18 protein-coding genes and 1 tRNA gene are annotated in these 20,474 nt (G+C 39.4%); 1 reads left to right on the top strand and 18 read right to left on the bottom strand.

Going from position 1 to position 20,474, the window contains the following annotated elements:
- Window positions 1–39: 39 nt before the first annotated feature.
- From tyrA to BKG94_RS06640, 14 genes are all read right to left on the bottom strand, one after another.
- Window positions 40–1,164 (bottom strand): bifunctional chorismate mutase/prephenate dehydrogenase, encoded by a 1,125-nt coding sequence (tyrA, locus tag BKG94_RS06700; RefSeq protein WP_077435487.1) that lies wholly within the window; start codon window positions 1,162–1,164, stop codon window positions 40–42.
- Between the two features lie 88 nt (window positions 1,165–1,252).
- Window positions 1,253–2,173 carry a tRNA pseudouridine(55) synthase TruB gene (truB, locus tag BKG94_RS06695; RefSeq protein ID WP_077435485.1) on the bottom strand — a complete coding sequence of 307 codons (921 nt, stop codon included), beginning with the start codon at window positions 2,171–2,173 and terminating at the stop codon, window positions 1,253–1,255.
- On the bottom strand, window positions 2,173–2,559 hold the full coding sequence (gene rbfA / locus BKG94_RS06690) for a 30S ribosome-binding factor RbfA (protein WP_077420866.1): 387 nt from the start codon (window positions 2,557–2,559) through the stop codon (window positions 2,173–2,175). The genes truB and rbfA overlap by 1 nt, the downstream gene beginning before the upstream one ends.
- Before the next feature lie 152 nt (window positions 2,560–2,711).
- Window positions 2,712–5,408, bottom strand: a complete 2,697-nt coding sequence (locus BKG94_RS06685) for an AAA family ATPase (RefSeq protein WP_077435483.1) — start codon at window positions 5,406–5,408, stop codon at window positions 2,712–2,714.
- A 136-nt stretch (window positions 5,409–5,544) separates the two neighbouring features.
- Entirely contained in the window at window positions 5,545–6,819 is a 1,275-nt protein-coding gene (locus BKG94_RS06680) for a hypothetical protein (RefSeq protein WP_077435481.1), read from the bottom strand.
- Window positions 6,820–7,173: 354 nt separating this feature from the next.
- A complete protein-coding gene (locus BKG94_RS06675; protein ID WP_077435479.1) occupies window positions 7,174–8,667 on the bottom strand; it encodes a nicotinate phosphoribosyltransferase in 1,494 nt (497 codons plus the stop codon).
- Window positions 8,668–8,826: 159 nt separating this feature from the next.
- Window positions 8,827–9,960 carry an HlyD family secretion protein gene (locus BKG94_RS06670; protein ID WP_077435477.1) on the bottom strand — a complete coding sequence of 378 codons (1,134 nt, stop codon included), beginning with the start codon at window positions 9,958–9,960 and terminating at the stop codon, window positions 8,827–8,829.
- A gap of 3 nt (window positions 9,961–9,963) precedes the next feature.
- Entirely contained in the window at window positions 9,964–10,374 is a 411-nt protein-coding gene (locus tag BKG94_RS10095; protein ID WP_077435475.1) for a DUF3302 domain-containing protein, read from the bottom strand.
- 199 nt (window positions 10,375–10,573) lie between these two features.
- A complete protein-coding gene (gene infB / locus BKG94_RS06660; RefSeq protein ID WP_077435473.1) occupies window positions 10,574–13,099 on the bottom strand; it encodes a translation initiation factor IF-2 in 2,526 nt (841 codons plus the stop codon).
- A gap of 12 nt (window positions 13,100–13,111) precedes the next feature.
- Complete coding sequence (gene nusA, locus BKG94_RS06655) at window positions 13,112–14,599, bottom strand: transcription termination factor NusA (protein WP_077435471.1); 1,488 nt, start codon at window positions 14,597–14,599, stop codon at window positions 13,112–13,114.
- A 17-nt stretch (window positions 14,600–14,616) separates the two neighbouring features.
- The gene (rimP, locus tag BKG94_RS06650; RefSeq protein WP_077435469.1) at window positions 14,617–15,072 is read right to left on the bottom strand and encodes a ribosome maturation factor RimP; all 456 of its coding nucleotides are present in this window, start codon (window positions 15,070–15,072) and stop codon (window positions 14,617–14,619) included.
- 169 nt (window positions 15,073–15,241) lie between these two features.
- Window positions 15,242–15,318, bottom strand: a tRNA-Met gene (locus BKG94_RS06645).
- A gap of 98 nt (window positions 15,319–15,416) precedes the next feature.
- A complete protein-coding gene (locus tag BKG94_RS10090; RefSeq protein WP_256856063.1) occupies window positions 15,417–15,551 on the bottom strand; it encodes a hypothetical protein in 135 nt (44 codons plus the stop codon).
- Window positions 15,551–16,285: an RIO1 family regulatory kinase/ATPase domain-containing protein gene (locus tag BKG94_RS06640; protein WP_077435467.1), complete on the bottom strand. Its 735-nt coding sequence runs from the start codon at window positions 16,283–16,285 to the stop codon at window positions 15,551–15,553. Before BKG94_RS06640 ends, BKG94_RS10090 begins: the two co-directional genes overlap by 1 nt.
- A gap of 106 nt (window positions 16,286–16,391) precedes the next feature.
- On the opposite strand from BKG94_RS06640, the gene BKG94_RS06635 reads away from it, so the two are divergent.
- Window positions 16,392–16,955 (top strand): YceB family lipoprotein, encoded by a 564-nt coding sequence (locus BKG94_RS06635; protein ID WP_077435465.1) that lies wholly within the window; start codon window positions 16,392–16,394, stop codon window positions 16,953–16,955.
- A gap of 6 nt (window positions 16,956–16,961) precedes the next feature.
- Here the strand turns inward: BKG94_RS06635 and BKG94_RS06630 are convergent, their stop codons facing one another.
- The 4 genes from BKG94_RS06630 to BKG94_RS06615 form a co-directional block, all read right to left on the bottom strand.
- Window positions 16,962–17,798: a DUF72 domain-containing protein gene (locus tag BKG94_RS06630; protein WP_077435463.1), complete on the bottom strand. Its 837-nt coding sequence runs from the start codon at window positions 17,796–17,798 to the stop codon at window positions 16,962–16,964.
- A gap of 109 nt (window positions 17,799–17,907) precedes the next feature.
- The gene (gene qseC, locus BKG94_RS06625) at window positions 17,908–19,263 is read right to left on the bottom strand and encodes a quorum sensing histidine kinase QseC (RefSeq protein ID WP_077435461.1); all 1,356 of its coding nucleotides are present in this window, start codon (window positions 19,261–19,263) and stop codon (window positions 17,908–17,910) included.
- Complete coding sequence (locus tag BKG94_RS06620) at window positions 19,253–19,921, bottom strand: response regulator (RefSeq protein ID WP_077435625.1); 669 nt, start codon at window positions 19,919–19,921, stop codon at window positions 19,253–19,255. Before BKG94_RS06620 ends, qseC begins: the two co-directional genes overlap by 11 nt.
- 138 nt (window positions 19,922–20,059) lie before the next feature.
- The gene (locus BKG94_RS06615) at window positions 20,060–20,431 is read right to left on the bottom strand and encodes a YgiW/YdeI family stress tolerance OB fold protein (RefSeq protein ID WP_077435459.1); all 372 of its coding nucleotides are present in this window, start codon (window positions 20,429–20,431) and stop codon (window positions 20,060–20,062) included.
- Window positions 20,432–20,474: the final 43 nt, after the last annotated feature.

Below are 20,474 nucleotides of genomic sequence, written 5' to 3'. Positions count from 1 at the left end.
TTAATGAAAAAGTGCGGTCATTTTCACCGCACTTTTCATCTATCCTTGCTTCAAATCATTTGCTTGTTGGAGCAATTGATGGCTTTCTTTTAAAAATTGTTCGGAATACTCACCAAACCATTCCCTTACTTGATGGAAAGCATCAATGAATCCCTGACGGTCGTGATTTTCAAAAAATGTCAACGCTTCTTCATAGGTTTGCTTTAAGCTTTCTATCACCTCAAGATTTTCCGCTTTATCCATAATAATATCCGCATAAAGCTCGGCATCTTGTGCAAACAAACGGCCAATCATCGCCAATTCCAAACGATAAATTGGGGAAGAAAGCGCCAGTAAATTAGCCAGATTGACCGGTTGCTTGGAAAGGTGCAAACCGTTGGCAAAAGTCGAAAAGTGACGCAAGGCTTGCACATAAGTCATATTATGATCATGTTCGACTGCATCGGTTTGATAAATTTTCGCTCCCCAAATTTGAATTTGTTCAAGCAACCATTCATAACGTTCAGGAAAACGCCCGTCACAACGCACCACCACTTGTTTTGCCATACTGGCAATATCCGGGCCGAACATTGGGTGCAAGCCCACCACTGCCCCTTGGTGTATTGCCAACATTTTCGCCAAAGGTTCACGTTTCACGGAAGTGAGATCAGCCAGCAACATACTTTCTGTTAAATAAGGTTTTAAACGTTCAATGGTTTCAAGCGTATTGGCAATGGGTACGGAAACAATGACCGCATCCGCATTAGCAAGAATGCTCTCCGCCACATCCCAATCATCACGTTCTAAAACGGAAATCGGATAGCCGGAGGCACGTAAATAGCGGGCAAATAATCCTCCCAATTTTCCATGCCCCCCTACAATCACAATTTTTTGAATGTTGGGATTGACGGTTTTAAAGCCAAATTGGTTTTCATTAGTATAGGATTCCCGCATAAAACGGCGTAGCACATCTTCGATTAAATCCGGTGAAATGCCCGCTTTTTCGGCTTCTAAACGCCGAGCTTGTAACATAGCAATTTCACGATCCGGCGCATAGATAGGGAGACCGTGTTGATGTTTCACTTTGCCCACTTGTGAAACCAGTTCAAGGCGTTTAGAAAAAAGTTGAATAAGTTCGCGATCGAGCGAATCAATTTCGGAACGTAAATCTTTGAGTGTTTCCATAACCCACCTGTAATCTTTTGTTTACATAATTTGTAAGAAAATAATTACAGGCAAGATTACTGGAATTTATCAGGAAAGGCAAATGAAATTATGGGGTTTGTGTGATTAATCGCTGTGGACGAATAATATCACCATCGATCAACGCCACACCTAAAAAGACATTCTCTGCAGAAAACAACCGCACTTGCCCTTGTAATTGTTGTTCGTTGGCAAATTTTACACGCTGGCCAAAACCAATCCCACGGCTTTGTGTTTCATTCAAATGCAATGCCGGCAATTTACTCACCGCCGTATCCGTTGGTAATAAATGCTGATCCAACAAGGCTAAATCTTGCTGCGCTGCGAGGTTTTGCAATTCATCCCAGCTCATCATTGCCTCAATAGGATAATCCGCCACGGCAAGGCGGCGTAACATGGTAACGTGTGCGCCACAGCCCAATACTTCGCCTAAATCATCTACTAGGGTGCGAATGTAAGTGCCTTTGGAACAATGCACTTCCAAGGTTAAATAAGGGGCTTGATATTCAATAAAGTTGAGTTCAAAGATGGTGATTGGGCGGGCTTCACGCTCTACGGTGATACCTTGGCGGGCATATTCATACAAAGGTTTGCCCTGATGTTTTAAAGCTGAAAACATGGTAGGCACTTGTAAAATATCGCCCCGAAATTGCTCAAGTGCGGTCAAAATTTGTGGCGTTTCCACATTCACTGCACGAGTTTCCACGGTCTTCCCTTCCGCATCGGAGGTATCGGTACGCTCACCTAATTTTGCCGTCACCAAATAGCGCTTATCCGCATCCAATAAAAATTGCGAAAATTTGGTGGCTTCACCCAAACAAATGGGCAACATTCCTGTTGCCAAAGGATCGAGCGCCCCGGTATGCCCGGCTTTATTCGCTTGGAAAAGACGTTTGACTTTTTGCATAATCTCATTGGAAGACATCCCTTGCGGTTTATCCAATAAAAACACGCCGTCAATATCCCGCCCCCGCTTGCGTGGTCTTGACATTATGCCTCTTCCTCAACGTGTTTACGTTCATCTTCACGCACCACGTTCGTCACCAAATTGGACATTCTCATACCTTCGACTAAGGATTGATCATAGATAAAACGAATTTCCGGCACAATGCGCAACCGCATGGCTTTGCCAAGTAAGGTGCGAATATAAGGTGCGGCTTTTTCTAACCCTTTCATTCCCTGTTCAATCGCACTTTCATCATGATCGAACAAAAAAGTGACAAAAATTTTGGCATACGCCAAATCGCTAGACACTTCCACATCGGATACCGTCACCATACCAATACGAGGATCTTTTACCTCTCGCTGCAAAATCACTGCAATTTCTTTTTGGATTTCTTGCGCCACACGGTCGCTACGCTTAAATTCTCGAGCCATTTTTAATTTCCTATTTTCAAGATGCTTTTTAAAGCGAGGGATTATAGCAAAATTTATCCCAAAAAAGCGAAAAGTGCGGTTGGTTTTTGGAAGATTTTTACTAAAACTAAAATAGAGAAATAAAACTTTCCTTATTTTTTGTAAGAACTATACTATCTTATAGTCTCTTCAACTATTTTGGATTGTATATTCTTAGATACATTAGTATTATATTTTAATGAATCTAAAATAATATCATATTCTGAATTTGCTAAAATCAATTGAGCTTTTTCTGATATATTAGGGTTACTTGCTAAAGAACTCATATATGCCTCATTTATATATCCATTAGCTAATATTAATTGTACTTCTTCATCAATATCTTTATTATTAGCTAATCCATATTTCAAACCTTTATCATCTTTGCTATTAGCCCATTCTAATTGTATTGCTTTAGGAATATCGTTTTTTTCTGCTACTTCAGAACGCACATAATCAGATTTGTCTTTAGATAAAATTAATTTTATTTCTAGAGAAGATTCTGGATTTTTAATTAACATACTTTTAATAAATTGAACATCAAAATTATAACCTTCTCCATATTGTCCTTTGTAAATTTTTTCTAAAAGCAATAATTTTGTTTTTTCAGATGTATATTCATTAGAGGCTAGAGGTCCTAAAACATACGACACATCGTCATTCTCATCTAAAAGAATCTCTTGAGCTCTTTGACAAATTCTTTTGTTATGAGCAAGGCGGTTTCTAACTTTTTTACTTTTATCTTTTGCTAAAATATTTTGTATAATTTCCAATACATAAATATTTCTAGCTAGTGCTCCCCTTACATTTTCGCTAGTATCTTTGACTAGTCTTTCTTGAGCTATAGAGAAAATATTTTTATTTCTAGCTAAATTTTCTCTTACTTTTTCATCAGAATCTTCAGATAATTTTAATTGAGCCATTGTTTGTATATTAGGATTTAAGGCTAAATTCCTTCTAACTTGAATATTAGAGTCATCTGCAAAAATCTCCATTTCACGATATGAAATATTAGGATTTTTTACAAAAAATTCTTTTAAACTTTCATTATTTTTAAAAACTTCTTCAACTAAATTAAAAGAAGTATTTGAGTGACTCATAATAATTGGAAGTATTTCCTTATAAAACTCAGGATCTGATATATCTTGAGAAATTCCTTTATCTAAGATCTTTTTAGGACAACTTGGATTTTGAAATACAGATTTTCTAACTTTTAAATTCTTATCTTCCACCAATTTTTCCAAAATATCTTCGGTCACTTCAGCATCATTTGCGACTTTTAAGCGGTCAAGATAGTTGGTGCTGTTTGCCAATTTATTCATTTCCGCAATGCTTAATCCGTCAGACTGAGAAGCCGGGGTGAGGTAAAGTTCCTCAAATTTTTTCTCATACTCGCCCACTTTCTCTTTCAGTGTTTTACGCAATGGCACGGTGCGGCTGATCGCTTCAATTAATGTGGCTTGGTTAAGGTGTGCCGCATTGGCAAGAAATGCTTGTTTCACACCGTCATACACGGCGTTTTCAATGTCCGCACCGGAATAATCCCGACATTGGCGGGCAATTTCTTCTAAATCCAAAACATCGACTTTTTGTTTCGCTTTATTAAGGTGAATCGCTAAAATTTGTTGGCGTTCTTTATAGTTTGGAAAGCCCACATAAAAAATTTCATCAAAACGCCCTTTACGCAGTAATTCCGGTGGTAAAGCGGTGATGTCGTTGGCAGTGGCGATAATAAAGACAGGCTGTGTTTTTTCTTGCATCCAAGTTAAAAAATAGCCCAAAAGACGAGAACTGACTTCCGAAGCATTATTGCCACTCATCCCCACAAAGGCTTTTTCCAACTCGTCCACCCAAAGCACGCAGGGGCTGATACTTTCTGCCATGGCGAGGGCTTTGCGCATATTGGTTTCGCTTTCGCCCACATATTTGCCCAGTAGCGAGCCAATATCCAAGCGCACTAACGGCTGTTGAAACAAGGCGGCTGCCGCTTTTGCGGTGAGCGATTTGCCACAACCCGGCATTCCGGCAATTAACGCACCTTTTGGGGCTTTCACGCCAAAGGCTTTTGCTTTTTCCAAATTTCCGACAATGTGAGCTTGCTCTTGCAACCATTTTTTGAGATTTTCCAAACCACCGATATCGGTGATTTGGTGATCCACTTTCACCATTTCCAACACACCGCTTTTGGCGATAATTTGCTCTTTTTGTTGGCGAATTTCATTGAGTATTTTGTCTTGATCGCTTTCATTAAAACCATTAAAACGTTGTTTTATCAGCGTCAGTACTTTTTTGATTTCCAGTTCGTTTAAGCCCGAAAGTGCGGTGATAAATTTGCTTTGTTTTTCCTCTTCGATGTTGAGATCGTCCATAATGACTTTGATGTCGCTTTCCTTTGGCAAAGGCATTTCCAAAAGCGTGATAAAAGGTTCGATGTCGGAGGGAATATAGACTTCCGAAGATTGCAAAATCACGGCACATTCTCCGGTATAATAGCGTTCAATGTTTTCAATAAGATATTGCAAACGTGCCACGGCGATCGGGTTATTTTCTAAGGCAAGTTTGGCATTTTTGATGAAAAAGAGGTTTTGTTCCAAATCTTCATCCAAAAGATCATTCAAAGTTTGTTCAATGCGTCCGTGATTTTCTTTAATTTGCGATTTGTTGGAAAAATCAATTTTTCCTTGTGCAAGGTTGATTTCGTGAACGTGGAAATTCAGGCTTTTCGCTACTTCCGCCACTAAATTTTCCGCCCGTGCCGTTTCAGCGGTATGAAGATAAAATGTAGAATACCCTGCTTTAATCAATTCAATAAGTTGTTGGTTTAGTTTCATTTTTAGTCCTCTATACCTAGGGTAACAAGTTACCCTAGGTTACTCATCGTTCAATTCCTTTGGGATCGTTTTTGCCTTTTCCTAAAAGGGAAACACTATGCTTAACCGTGGGTAATTTATTACCCACGGATTCAATTTACCAGAATTTAAGTTTACGAAGCCCATTTTTAAGAACATTAACACCACTTTCTAGTATTTCACGCCCTTTAGAAACCACCGTTTTTACCGTATCTGCGACAACATCAATGGTTTTATCCGCTACTTTTCGTGCTGTATTAGCTAAAGGTTTAACCACTTTATCGGCAACCCATTCTCCGCCTTTTTCGCCAAGATAACCGCCAATTGTTGCGCCGATTGCTGTACCGGCAGGACTAAATATTGATCCCACAAAACTACCGATTCTTGCACCAATTGCCCCACCTTTAGTTTTTAACCAGTTTTCACAGGTTTTTTCAACTTTGGTAATAAATTTTGAGGTAGCAAATTTTGCTTTTTCTGCCGCCACATCAACGGTTTTGAGAAGCCCTTGTTCGACTTTATCGAGAATGCGGGTATCGTTCCATCCCTCGCCCACACTCAATACTAAATCCGTAATCCGATCCCATTTTTGGCGGGTTCTCTCAATTGTGTCTTCAATTTTATTGAGTGTGTCAAAGCCGGCTTTTATCCAACCTTTCTTGGCGGAAACCACCACACCGCCCGACATTGCCACTTGCACACCTTTATTTTCAGCCGTTTCAATAGAAGAACGTAAAATATGCAACAATTCTTCGCTTTGGCTACGGTTTTCCTTGCCTTTAATGGCATTGTATAGCCGTTCACCAATGGTTCGCACGCCATACGCCATTAAATGTAAATTTGCGTTGATTTTTGCCTTGGTGGTGATATTTCGGGCAAGATCCAAAGGCATTGCGCTTTCGCTTTTTAGTGTTAAAGGAATGGCTTGTCCTAAATACATTTCCGTACCGGCAAGATTGGCATTTTCCAGTCCTTCGTCTATTGCTTTCAATGCTTCAACAGGATCAAAGCCGTTTTGGTTCGCAATATCCGTCAGTTTTGTATTTAACACATTGGCAAGGGTTTTGCCTTTATTGAGGGCTTTTTCAACATCAAGCTGATTTTTCACCAAGGAATCGACAGTAGAAATAATCACATTTGCCGTGTCGATTTTTTCTTGTTCATTTTCCCAAATGTCCGAATAAAGGTTAAAACGCCCGATCAACCATTCATCAATCGGCTGATGACGACCATTTTCCAGATAATCGCTCACGAAATCATTAATGGTCTGCATTGCTTTTTCGCCGCTTTCCTGATCAGCAAAAAGATGATTTTGTACCTGATCCGCCAGCGTTTGTTGGTATTCTTCGGTTTTTATATGCTCAAATTGCGCATCAATTATTGTGCTATTCATTCTATTTTCCTCGCATTAATCATATTCCAAACTAGCCATAAATTATTCATAAATTTATGCCATTGTCACGATGAGAAAAGGGAAATAGAAAATTATATTTTTCTTAGAGCACTTCCCTCTCCCCTTTAGGTGAAAATCAAGCCTATTCATAGGTTTTCATTAAAATCACCGTGAATTATAAAGCCTTTCTCTCAATGCGTTGCGACAGGTTGTGTCATGAGAAAATTTTTTTATATTATGAAGGGGAGAGATAGCTATTCAGAGAGATTAAATAAAGGATCGGAAAACGTGATAAAATCCGACCGCTCTTTTCGTTCTATTTTATGCCCTAAATTTATGCCCCAAAGCGACTTATTAATTTGATGATGAGTGGGAGCCTGCAAATAAATTTTGTCTGATTTGATCAAAATCAGTTCGGCGTAACAGTTTGCCGTTTTCAAAGAGTATTTCTAATAAATCATCACTAAAGTCATCTTTTGCAGTTAGCCCGTCAAGATAAGTATCATAAGAAAGGAGTTTAACGCGACCCTTTTGAGATTTTTTTAAGCCATTATCAGTTTTAGGATTTTTAAAGATTGCTTTTTCTTCCCCATTAATCGTGATAGAGGTGGCTTTAATGGCGAATCCTAAGGTATCACGTGTATTACGCTGATAGGTTTGCGCACCGACACCAAACACAATATTGCTTGAGGCAAAGCCTTTAGCTTTCAGCCCCTCTAAAATCTTCACCATTTTTTCATAGGTTACGCCATCGCCATAAATAGCGCCGATATGAGGATCGAGAACTTTGTAACCTTTCTGATTAACCGTACCGCCAAAAATATCCCATAAACAGGCTATCAAACCTTTACGTTCATGCTCGGTATCTGCCGTAGGATCGCCACAAATAATGGCAAAAAAATCACCACTATCAGGGCGAATAACCAAACGGGCATTTTCTGGTCTTGCCATAATTTCCGCCTTTAATAAAGGTAAATTAACCGTTATGTTATGCCAAAAATCGGTGGTGTCCGATACAATGGATAACATACTATTCGGAAATTTTGCCATTAAATAACGAAATGTAGGCAATTCATCAATGCCGTGTGAACTCATCACCGAGTGTTCGGAAGCCGGGATTGAAGTGCCAATTAACCCTTTTGAACCATAATAGGCTTCGATGAAAGAAATCGCGGGAATCGTATCCGTCCCTAAAAAAGAGGTTAAATGACCGGCACCTGAAGTTTCCGCCGATTCTAAAGACCCCATACCACGCATTGAAAAATCGTGAGATTGAAATGGAACGTGATCCTGATTATCACAGGTTTCCTGAGCAAACTTAACTAACTCCGTCCGATAAGCAAACGCCATAGAGGCGGAAGTCATTGGCTGCCAAAGGGAGACATTAATGAGGGTTTCTAAATAGTTGGTAAGCCAACAGAAATCGGGGTGGGTGTTTTCAATGGTCATTACGGGAACTTTAATTGCTACGGTTTTACCTTCAGGAATGGCTTTAATGCGGATGGGTAAATAACCTAGCTCGTGTAATTGTTTAATGTGTTCCCCCGGGTCATCCAACTGCAAGGTTTTTTTAATGAAAGCTGAATATTCAGACACAATTTCATCTTTATCTCGAGAAAAGAAGTTGTCATTAAAATAATGAATTAAATATTTAGTAATAAATGCTTGGAAACCAAAGGATACGACCCTTGTTAAATAAGGTGCTTGTTTATTGCTACGAGGTGTAAATGTACTATAAAGAATTTGTGAACCTTCAGGATACATTATCCGATGGGAGGTTTTGTAAAAATCACATAATAATGATGGTATGGCGCTGGCACGACTATAATGATTTAGTAGACTATCCATAAATTTATTACCTTATTAAAATCTAAATTAGATTTGCTGTTAATTCCAAATGCAAGCCAGATAACTTTTTAAAGCGAATATTAAAGCGGTTATTTCTTATCACAGAATATAACCGCTTTCAATATTTAGCAGAATATTTGTCTTGTAACAAATGTTATTTTAGTGATCTAAATAGAGATAATTTTTCCAACTATTCATTCTCAATAAAATCTTACGCATCATGGCGAGATGATGGGCGTGTTCGGTGTAAACTGCCGCTTCAGCCGTTGCACCAAAAGGTAGTTGATATTCATCCATATCTTCGGTGAGTTCGAGCAATACGAGAGGCATTGCTTGTTCATCAATGAATTTACGGGTGTAAGTGGTACCGTTTGCTTGCACTTCACTTTCACCAATAGCCGGTAAAATCGCTTTTACTTTGGCTGGAAAGACTTTTCCGGGAATAGCCGGAAAGGCTAATTCAGCCTCATCGCCGGCTTTTAAACGCAATAGGGAATTTTGACGAAATGCCGCAACGAACTGACGTTTTTGTTCGCCAATAAAAGTCATTACAGGGCGAATAGCCAAACGTCCTGCCATCATCCCTTCCTGTAAAAATTGTTGTGACACATAGCCGTCAGAGGGCGCACGAACAGTCGTTGAGTTTAAATCAAACTCGGCACGTTCAAGGGCTGCACGTTTGGCCGCAACTGTGGTATTTTCACCGTTAATGTTGGAATCTAACAGTTTTTCTGCTTTTTCAAGCTCTGCGAGGCGGGTTTCATAAGTCGCTTTTGCACTCAAGGCTTCGCGGGTTTTAATTTCCGCTTCTAATTGACTCACCCCTTGTGTCGCCACAAGTTTTTTATAGCGTTCCGCTTCTTTTTGCTTTTGGTGCATTGTGAATTTTGCTTCTTCTAGACGGGCTTTAGCCGCATTCACATCCAGTTGCAAGGTGGTTGCAGATTGAATGGCATCCGCCAATTCCGCTTTTCTCGCATCCACCTCCGCTTGGTAAGGCGTGGGATCAATACGAAATAGCACTTCACCTTTTTTGATCCGTTGATTCGGTGCAAATTGATTGACTTCAACCACTTGACCACGAACCTGCGGCACAATAGGTGTGGAAACATAATATTGTGTCGCTAATTTGGTATGCGGATGGTTATAGTTCATAAACAACAGCATAGAAACCAATAATACGACACCGCCTAAAATTGCCGTTGGCACCGACCATTTGTTTAAAGGAATTTTAAAGAGCTTAAAAATCCCTACACACAGCGAGGCATAAATAATTAAAATCATTAATTCCATCTTTTACTCCTCGCTTTTATTTTGCTTGTTTTCCAATTGGGCTAATTTTTGTGTCAATAGGTTTAATTCTTGACGCAAATTCGCTAATTCTGTTTCTAATTTTACGTTTTGTTTTTCCAGTTCCAGGAGCTGTTTGGTGACATTTTCCATGCCTAAAAAAAGCTCGGATTCTTTTTGGCGATTGCCATTACCCCAACCATTTTCTTTATGCCATAGGGTTGCCCAAATCCACAGGAAAGGCCAAATAACGTGTAAAGTAAATAAACTCACCCATCCGGCATAATGAATTGCCTCTAAATGTGGATGATTCCGTTTTTTGGCGATTTCATAGGGAATGTCGTGAATAGCGATTACTGCATAAAAAATCACAATACTCGCAAATAATAGAAAAAATAATGCTAAATAATCCAGCATTCTAAATGCTCCCAAAAAACTGCTGCTTCGGGATTTTCGCCTATAAACAGCCGATTTAAATATAGCTACAACTAAACTTAATTAAAAAGTTAGTTATCCCATTTGACAAAGTGCGGTGAAATTTTCCTCTATTTTTTCAATAGTTGGATAATTTCACCGCAATGTCTAAACGTTTTTACAGGTAATTAAACCACAAAGATTAAATTGAACGTTTCACCTCGACTATTTCAAATACCTCAATTTGATCGCCGACTTTTACATCATTGTAGTTTTTCACGCCGATACCACATTCCATATTGCTACGCACTTCTGCCACATCATCTTTGAAACGGCGCAGTGATTCGAGCTCACCTTCAAAAATGACGACGTTATCACGTAACACACGGATTGGGTTGTTACGTTTAACAATTCCTTCTGTCACCATACAACCGGCAATCGCACCAAACTTCGGATGACGGAAGACATCACGCACTTCTGCCAAACCAATAATTTCTTGTTTGAATTCAGGCTGTAACATACCGCTCATCGCCGCTTTGATTTCGTTAAGCAATTCATAAATAATTGAATAATAACGTAAATCAATGTTTTCACTTTCAATCACACGGCGCGCTGAGGCATCGGCACGAACGTTGAAACCCACCATAATCGCATTGGATGCCGCCGCTAATGTGGCATCGGTTTCCGTAATACCGCCTACGCCCGAACCAACCACTTTAACTTTTACTTCGTCCGTTGAAAGTTCGTGTAAGGCTTGGACAATGGCTTCCACAGAACCCTGGACGTCAGCTTTGACGATCACATTCAATTCAGCCACATCCCCTTCCGTCATATTGCTAAACATATTTTCAAGTTTCGCTTTTTGCTGACGAGCAAGTTTGACTTCACGGAATTTACCTTGGCGATATAATGCTACCTCACGCGCTTTTTTCTCATCACGCACAACGGTTGCTTCATCACCTGCTGCCGGTACACCGGAAAGCCCAAGCACTTCCACTGGGATAGATGGGCCTGCTTCATCGATTTCTTTACCATTTTCATCACGCATTGCACGTACACGGCCATATTCAAAACCGCAAAGTACAATATCACCTTTGTGTAACGTACCGGATTGCACCAAGATTGTCGCCACTGGGCCACGACCTTTATCAAGGTAAGATTCAATCACTACACCACTTGCCATACCGTCTTTCACAGCCGTTAATTCAAGAACTTCGGATTGGAGAAGAATCGCATCTAACAATTCATCAATACCAAGACCTTTTTTCGCTGATACCGGCACGAATTGAACATCACCACCGAATTTTTCTGAAATCACTTCGTGTTGGAGCAATTCTTGTTCTACACGATCAGGATTAGCTTCCGGTTTGTCAATTTTGTTTACCGCCACCACTAATGGCGCACCTGCAGCTTTCGCATGTTGAATCGCTTCGATAGTTTGAGGCATAACACCATCATCAGCTGCTACCACAAGAACTACGATATCCGTTGCTTTCGCACCACGGGCACGCATTGAGGTAAAGGCGGCGTGTCCCGGTGTATCAAGGAAAGTAATCATCTTGCCGTCATCCATTTCTACGTGGTATGCACCGATGTGTTGGGTAATGCCCCCCGCTTCTCCGGCGGCCACTTTCGCTTTACGGATATAGTCAAGTAAGGATGTTTTACCGTGGTCAACGTGACCCATAATGGTTACTACCGGTGCACGGGTTACTTTTTCCGCATTCACATCACGATCGCCAAGTACCGCTTCTTCAAGTTCATTTTCATTACGAAGAATCACTTTATGACCGAGCTCTTCCGCCACTAATTGCGCAGTTTCTTGATCAAGCACTTGGTTAATTGTCACCATTTCGCCCATTTTCATCATCATTTTGATGATTTCAGTGGCTTTAACCGCCATCTTATTCGCCAATTCTGCAACAGTAATGGTTTCACCGATCACCACATCTGCTTTCGCTACTTGAACAGGTTTTGTGAAAGCCTGTTGTAATGCAGCCCCTTTCTTAGCGTGTTTACCTTTACCCAATTTACCTTCTTTTTGGTTTTTACGGTTAGACTCACGCTCATTTCGACTATTCTTACTATTATCGTCATCGCGGCCGCCTTTTTTCGTTTTTGCGACTTTATTTTTTCCACGACCACGACTCTCATTACGGCGCTCTTCTTCATCTTCCGCTTCAAGGGCATATTTTGAGCTTAGATTGTAGTCAGAATAATCTTCTGAGGAAGAATCGTCATCTTCATCATCCATTTCAGCGTAACGTTTTGCTGCTTCTGCCGCTTGACGTGCCTGCTCTTCTGCTTTTTGACGGGCAACTTCTTCCGCTTTACGGCGAAGTTCTGCCTCTTCCGCTTTGAGTTTTTCTTTTTCTGCATCTACAGATTTAGGCTTAGAATCGACCGCACTTTTCGCTGCTTTTTCGGCTTTTGCTTCCGCTTTTTCTTTCTCGGCTTTTGCTTTTTCCTCTTCTAAGCGTGCTTTTTCTTCCGCCGCTTTCTTTTCTGCTGCTTTTTTAGCTTCCAATTCTTGTTGTTCTTTTAATTTTGCGGCCTCTTCTGATTTTTGAACCGCATCGGTTTTCACTGTGCGTTTTTTACGTACTTCCACTTGAACAGCTTTACTTTTACCGGTTGTCGTTGTTCCACTAACTGTTGTTTTCGTTCTGCGTTGAATACTTAATTTTTTCGGCGCTTCACTATCCGTTTTTTTTACTTCATCTGTCATGATTAATTCTCCTTATTCTTCGCTGAACCAACAAATATTACGTGCAGCCATGATCAACTCTGCGGCTTGTTCAGCGGTTAATTCTTCAATATCCGCTAAATCATCAACACCTTGTTCGGCAAGCTCTTCAAGGGTAGTAATTTGTTTTTCGGCAAATTTAAATGCAATGTGGCGATTCATACCATCCAAGTTTAATAAACCTTCCTCAATATTTGCCTTTTTCAATGCTTCTTCTTCTGCTACTGCTACTGCTGTAATCGCATTTTTCGCACGGGTTTGAAGCTCTTCAATAAGATCTTCATCTTCCAAACCATCGATTGCCGTTAATTCACTTACCGGCACATAAGCGATTTCCTCTAAACTTGTAAAACCCTCTTCTACAAGGATGTGTGCAAATTCTTCATCAAGTTCCAATGCATTCATAAATAAATTTAATGCTTTATTGTCTTCTGCTTGATGTTTTTCATTCAGTTCTTCCGTTGTCATCACATTTAATGACCAACCGGTCAATTGAGTGGCTAAACGCACATTTTGACCGTTACGTCCGATTGCTTGTGCAAGATTTGCAGCATCAACGGCAATATCCATCGAATGGTTATCTTCATCAACAATGATAGAATTGACATCGGCAGGCGCCATAGCGTTAATGACAAATTGTGCCGGATTATCATCCCAAAGTACGATATCTACACGTTCCCCACCCAATTCATTGGTAATCGCTTGAACACGTGCTCCGCGCATACCTACACATGCTCCAACAGGATCAATGCGTTTATCATTGGATTTCACAGCAATTTTTGCACGGGAACCCGGATCACGTGCTGCGCCACGAATTTCAATCATCTCTTCACCGATTTCCGGTACTTCAATACGGAACAATTCAATAAGCATTTCCGGTTTCGCACGCGTAATAAACAGTTGTGCGGTTTTACTTTCCGGAACAACTTTATAAAGTACACCACGAACACGGTCTCCCGGACGGAAATTCTCACGCGGTAACATATCTTCGCGAGCAATAACAGCTTCGGCTTTATTGCCTAAATCCAAGATAATATTCTCACGATTGACTTTTTTTACTGTCCCGGTAACAATTTTACCTTCTTCGGCACGAAATTGTTCTACGACCTTTGCACGCTCCGCTTCACGAATTTTTGTACTAATAACTTGGCGTGCGGTTTGCATTGCAATGCGGTCAAAAGCGATAGATTCAATTTGATCTTCGACATAATCGCCAAGTTGGATATTAGGATCATCAAATTGAGCCGCTTCTAAAGTAATTTCTTTTGTCGGCACTTTGACTTCATCGACTACTAACCAGCGGCGGAAAGTATCAAACTCACCATTTTTAGGATTAATTGAAACACGAATATCGGTTTCGTATTCGTATTTTTTCTTAGTTGAAAGGGCAATTGCACTTTCTAAGGCTTCAAAAATTTTCTCACGTGGTAATAATTTTTCATTAGATACAGCTTCTGCTGCTAATAAAATCTCTTTACTCATTTTTCCTTTTTCTCCTTTTAGAATTTTGCAACAACATTTGCTTTTTGAATATTACCAAAAACGAAGGTTTGTTCTTGATTATCAACTTTTAACGTGAGCATATCATTTTCAATACGCTCTAATTTTCCTTGCCATTTACGACGTTCCATCATTGGAATACGTAAATGAATGAGAATTTCTTCACCAACATAGCGGTTGTATTGCGCCAATGTGAATAATGGGCGATCCAAACCGGGAGATGACACTTCAAGATTATATTTGTCGGCAATCGGATCTTCTACATCCAAAATTGCACTGACTTGGCGACTTACATCCGCACAATCATCGATAGTGACACCACCCTCTTTATCAATAAACACACGCACAGTCATAAAACGACCGGAACGTTGACACTCAATACCCCAAAGCTCGCAACCTAAATCTTCGATTGAACCTTGCAATATTTCTTGTAAATTTTGTTCTAAGGTAGCCAATCTCTACTCCTCTATTAATTATTGCCCTAATCTATACATATAGCAGAATCCCGTCTATATTGAATTTTAGGCGTAAAAAAAGGGTTAGGTTCACAGAACCTAAGCCCAGTTTTTAAAATTTCTCGTACAAAAAAACCCCAAATTTGGGGTTCTTTTACTGAACTTGTATTGGTTGCGGGGGCCGGATTTGAACCGACGGCCTTCGGGTTATGAGCCCGACGAGCTACCAAGCTGCTCCACCCCGCGTCCGAAAGATGTGGCGTATTATAGAGGGCTATATCGAAAGATCAAGCATTTTCTTAAAAATCTAAAAAAATACTACAATTTTTGACAGCTCTTAAGGGTTAGAAACCAAATCCGGTACCAAGCCCCACTCCGACACCAACACCGTTACTACCTCCACCGACACCAATGCCTCCTCCGACGGAACAAGCACTAAGCAGGACGGATAGCATTAAAATTAAGAAGGCTTTTTTCATTATTTTTCCTTACCATATAATAGGTTGAATAAACGATAAATCGAAAGGAGATCTTTCTTTGCAACCGGTTTAAAAGGTAACAATAAGTAGTATACCCATCTAAACTTCGATAAATAATTTTGCATTATTTCCCAGTTTCGGGAATCACAATGTGTTTGATAATAAAGCGCTATTTCTTTTATTAATTTATCAGAAATTGTATTTTTATGGCATAAACTGTCGAAGAAAAATAACATATCACGCACAATTAACCAATCTTTATTTTGGCTCTTTGAACGAGACTCAAAATCTAAAAAAATAACTTTACTATTATTCCATATAATATCACGTATTGCCGGACGGCCATGTACCAATCCTTTTTTGTGTAATCCGATTAAGGCTTGGCTTGCATCAGAGAGAATTGAAAATTTTTGTTCCTCAGAACTGTTTGGATTGTCCACCCATTGAGAAATGCTCATTCCGACATCTTCTAAGACAAAAAAATCTTTTTCGTGATAAACCACTTTAGGAACAGGCACACCCTGTTTAAATAAATCTAAAAGCGTCATTAATTCATTTTCAAAAGACTTTTTGGGATGAGGCTTTAATAATAACCAAACACCTGATAATCTTTCCGGTTGTTTCAGCCAGTAGCTTTTCCCTTGATAGTTAAATTTATAGACTCGCTTTCCTTTTTGTTTCTCTAAAATCCCCTTAACATACGCCTGAAATTCGGCGTTAATGCTAGACTCCATCACAATATTACTCCAAATCCATTTATTTTATGGTATAGTTTTAATCTAAAAAAACCACACATATTTTACGGGTTTATTTCAATCTTTCAACTAAAATGGGTATCTTATGAAAAAGCTCAATATATCTCTCTTTATTCTCTTACTCGGTTTTACTATTTTTCCCCAAGTACAATCTTCCCCCTTTAGTATTAGTGAAAAGCAAATTAATCAATATTTATTAGAAAAAGGGACGATTAAAGATAAATTTAACTTTCCCGGTTTATTTTCGCTAGATTACCAATTAAAGGATTTAACAACTAAAATTGGCAGAGGAACAGAAAAGCGTGTTGAAATAAACGGAACAGCCGAAGGATTATTCAAACTGGGAAATAAACAATTCCCGGCTAAATTAAACCTCACTTTTGATACCATTCCTTATTATAACCCTGAAAAAGGTGCGGTTTATCTCCGTAATTTACGTGTTTTACAATGGTCCGGTGAGCCTAAAGAGTATATGGAACAACTACAAATCGCCATGCCGTTTTTAAGTGAAAGTATTTCCGCATTACTTTCCACCATTCCAATTTATACTCTTGATGAAAGCAATATTCGAGATGTCTTAATCAAAAAATTTGCTAAAGGGATCAAAATTGAGCCGGGTATTTTAGAACTTGAGGCAAACGTTTTATAAAGATATTCAAAATAAATCCCATTGTTGATGAGGTATCTCATCGACTTGGGTTTTCATTTCAAAGCCAAAAGGTAGCAGTAAATTCTTGAGCATCGCAATGTTATAAAAGGAATGACTTTGCGTGGTATTTTGGAAATAAACAAACAGTCGTTCAAACCGATCTTTTTGTTGAGCAATCAAATTTGCGATTTCGGCAAGCTCATTTTCGGTATAACGATAATTGTGCCGTGCCTGAGCAGAATTTTCACGCCACCAGTTCCCATTGCGGCCATGTAAGCGCAAATAGCCTGTATTTTGATTGATGTTTAGTTGAAACATCGGCAATCCGATATTGGGCGGATAATCGACATTTCCCCAAATTAAATTGGGCTGTCGGCAAAATGCCTCAAACACCGCCTCACAATGCCAGCTAGGATGACGAAATTCGACTGCCATCGGATAATCCGTGAACCATTGAGTCAATTCCGCTAAATACCGACGATTATTGAGGTTACGTTCAAAACGATGGGGAAATTGCAAAAATAACGCAGCAAGTACTTGTTGTTCAACTAACGGCTGTAATGCATTTAGAAACTGTTTAGCACTTTCCCTTGTTGCCACTCGAGTATGACTAAAATCTTGGTGCAATTTAATGGAGAATTGCAATTTTCCGTCAGATTTCTCTAGCATTCCTTGCACAGTTTTCAATCCAATAGTCGCATGAAAACTACTATTGATTTCTACGCTATCATAGTGTCGGCAATAATGGGTTAAAAAATCCTCTTTTGCCGTTCCTAAAGGATAAACAGTACCGAGTAGATCTCTATCTGCGTAACCGCCCGTACCAATGTAAATATGAGGCATTTAGTATTTTCGCTAAGAATTGGAATGTTTATTGTAAAAAAGAAAATGAAATTTTAAAACGAGAGGTGAAAGATATTTTCTTGAACACCGAATCACCCCGAATATATTTTTACTGCAAACTGATAATGGCTCTAAATCCGATGATTTTTCCGGAATCCATCACATTTTCTAATCGCACTTTGTAGTGATGCAGTTCTGCGATGCGAAATACAATAGACAAGCCTAAACCACTTCCCTTTTCATTTTGTCCTGCCGGACGATAAAAGCGTTGTCCCAATCGGGTTAAATCGCTTTCACTGACGCCACCGCCATTATCTTCTACAATAATGTGGTCTTTGGATAAAATAATTTTCACTAAAGCCCCTGATTTTGCATATTTAATCGCATTATCAATGAGATTTCTCAACATTAGCGAAGCTAAAACAGGCTGTCCATTTTTTTCCGAAGGAATGGTATTTTCTTCAAATGACAGCTCAATCTGCCGCTTTTGTGCTGAAATATAAAGTTCACTCATTAATGAAGGGATGATTTCCTGCCATTTGATAGGTTGTAACTCATCCAGTTCTTTCAAATTATCTAAACGGGATAAAGTTAAAAGTTGCTCAATTAACTGACTGGCACGATCAATCCCTTGCGTTAAATTCGCTAAGGCTTGCTCCTGCATGGTTTTATCATCACCAGCAAGTTGAGCTACTTCGGTTTGAATACGTAATGCGGCTAATGGGCTGCGTAATTCGTGGGCTGCATCAGACGTAAAACGGCGTTCTCTTTTTAACATCACCGAAGTGCGGTCAAAAAATTGATTCAAATTTTTCACCAACGGCAAAATTTCCGTTGGCACATTTGACGTATCAAGCAGCGACACATCCCCCGGTTTTCTTTGTAACACTTCACGGCTTAACTGATTAATCGGTTTTAATGCTTGGTAAATCAAATAAAAAACCACAGCCAATAAAATCGGTAAACTGCCAAACCAAATGGCAGTTTGTCCAAATACCATTTTATTGACTAATTCTTCCCGATATTCGATTTCCTGGCCAACGGCGATTCGTAATTCTCCTTTCGCCACCGGTAGCCAATAAATTCGCCATTTATCATCATCGTTTTCGATATAGGCTGAACTAAAGCCTTCTTTATCACTAAAAATAAAATTATCACCATTATCGCCATCGCTTAATAACCGTTCCCCTTTTTTAGAAAAGATGGCAAAAGCAAGGGCGTCGTCATCGTATTTCCGTTTTAAGGGTTTAAATCCGCCACGATTAAACTCGGTATTACCCAGTAAAATATTTTGTAAATCAGAGGTCGCAAGACGTTCGGCAAACAACACTTGTTGTGCATCAAACACTTCATAGGCTTCTTTTTTCGCAACTGTCCAAGCGACCACAGTCGAAATCAGCCACACAAACAGTGCAATCAAAAATAATCCGCTCATTAAGCGGAATTTTAAACTTCTATTTCTCATCATTTTGCCCTAATGCGTAGCCAACCCCATGAACGGTACGAATGAATTGTTTTCCCAATTTTTGGCGTAAATTATAAATATGCACATCTAAGGCGGCGCTGCTAATTTCCTCTTCCCATGTGGATAATTTTTCTTCAATCATTGAACGGGAAAGAACACGCTCCTTATTCAACATAAAAAGTTCTAACAACTTATATTCCCGTGTTGTAAGAGAAATCGGTTCATCATTTAGCCTCACACTTCGTTGGTTCGGATCAAGCGTAACATTCAAATGGCTTATAACAGGCGCGGTATGTCCATAGCTACGACGAATTAACGCCTGTAAACGAGCCACCACCTCAGCCAATGCAAAAGGCTTACAAAGATAATCATCTGCCCCTTTTTGTAGACCTTTTATACGCTCATCTAAAGTATCACGAGCCGTCAAAATAAGAACAGGAATAGACTGATTATTGCTTCGCCATTGTTGCAAAATATCCAATCCGTCCATTTTCGGTAAAGTAAGATCCAATACGACCGCATCATAAGGGGCTGAATTCAGGGCATTTAAACCGCTTTTGCCGTCCGTAAACCAATCCACCACAAACCCGGACTTTGATAATCCGATTTGTAAGCCGTTGCCGATTAACGCATCATCTTCAATTAATAAAATTCGCATAAATTTATTCACAAACTCGTTCATTCGTTTGTTCACCCCTCACGAGGCTGTTGGCAAAGCCAACGTGCAAAAACATTGTTTTTTGTGACCGCTCTTTTAAAACAAAATGGTGAGCAAAACGCCCACCATTTTCAATGATTAATTCAATTTTTCAATACTGTATACATCAACTTCTGCTTTTTCAAAGGCTTCGTTATCTAGTTTTCCACTAATTTTAATTTTATCTTGTGGGCCAACATTTAAACCGTTCCATACACGATCTTTGATTTCCACTTTGATTTGTGCAGAACCGTCAGTGAAAAGGTAATCATCATTATCAATTTGTTGGGTAATATTTCCAACCAAGGTTACCATCGTATTATCTTTTGCCGATAAAGCTTGTTTTACGCTGATTACTTGTGCCACACCCTGTTTAAATCCACCTTGAGCGGTATTCGCATTTCCATTAAAACCGGCAAATGCAGTTGAAGTTGCAATGGTAAGAAGTGCTGCTAATGTTAATTTTTTCATAAAGTTTTCCTCTTAAAATAGTGGGTTAAAAATCATTATTTAA

Origin of the sequence: Rodentibacter ratti (assembly GCF_002000485.1) — a bacterium.
Classification (GTDB): domain Bacteria; phylum Pseudomonadota; class Gammaproteobacteria; order Enterobacterales; family Pasteurellaceae; genus Rodentibacter; species Rodentibacter ratti.
Note: the sequence above shows the minus strand (reverse complement) of the source record. Positions and strands in the feature narration are given on the sequence as shown.

Coding starts and splice junctions, on each gene's coding strand:
- rbfA (WP_077420866.1), bottom strand. CDS start 2,559: ATGGCTCGAGAATTTAAGCGTAGCGACCGTGTGGCGCAAGAAATCCAA.
- BKG94_RS06670 (WP_077435477.1), bottom strand. CDS start 9,960: ATGGAATTAATGATTTTAATTATTTATGCCTCGCTGTGTGTAGGGATT.
- BKG94_RS06680 (WP_077435481.1), bottom strand. CDS start 6,819: ATGAATAGCACAATAATTGATGCGCAATTTGAGCATATAAAAACCGAA.
- BKG94_RS06635 (WP_077435465.1), top strand. CDS start 16,392: ATGAAAAAGCTCAATATATCTCTCTTTATTCTCTTACTCGGTTTTACT.
- truB (WP_077435485.1), bottom strand. CDS start 2,173: ATGTCAAGACCACGCAAGCGGGGGCGGGATATTGACGGCGTGTTTTTA.
- BKG94_RS10090 (WP_256856063.1), bottom strand. CDS start 15,551: ATGAAAAAAGCCTTCTTAATTTTAATGCTATCCGTCCTGCTTAGTGCT.
- qseC (WP_077435461.1), bottom strand. CDS start 19,263: ATGAGAAATAGAAGTTTAAAATTCCGCTTAATGAGCGGATTATTTTTG.
- BKG94_RS06685 (WP_077435483.1), bottom strand. CDS start 5,408: ATGAAACTAAACCAACAACTTATTGAATTGATTAAAGCAGGGTATTCT.
- infB (WP_077435473.1), bottom strand. CDS start 13,099: ATGACAGATGAAGTAAAAAAAACGGATAGTGAAGCGCCGAAAAAATTA.
- BKG94_RS06620 (WP_077435625.1), bottom strand. CDS start 19,921: ATGCGAATTTTATTAATTGAAGATGATGCGTTAATCGGCAACGGCTTA.
- BKG94_RS06675 (WP_077435479.1), bottom strand. CDS start 8,667: ATGGATAGTCTACTAAATCATTATAGTCGTGCCAGCGCCATACCATCA.
- BKG94_RS06615 (WP_077435459.1), bottom strand. CDS start 20,431: ATGAAAAAATTAACATTAGCAGCACTTCTTACCATTGCAACTTCAACT.
- nusA (WP_077435471.1), bottom strand. CDS start 14,599: ATGAGTAAAGAGATTTTATTAGCAGCAGAAGCTGTATCTAATGAAAAA.
- BKG94_RS10095 (WP_077435475.1), bottom strand. CDS start 10,374: ATGCTGGATTATTTAGCATTATTTTTTCTATTATTTGCGAGTATTGTG.
- tyrA (WP_077435487.1), bottom strand. CDS start 1,164: ATGGAAACACTCAAAGATTTACGTTCCGAAATTGATTCGCTCGATCGC.
- BKG94_RS06640 (WP_077435467.1), bottom strand. CDS start 16,285: ATGGAGTCTAGCATTAACGCCGAATTTCAGGCGTATGTTAAGGGGATT.
- BKG94_RS06630 (WP_077435463.1), bottom strand. CDS start 17,798: ATGCCTCATATTTACATTGGTACGGGCGGTTACGCAGATAGAGATCTA.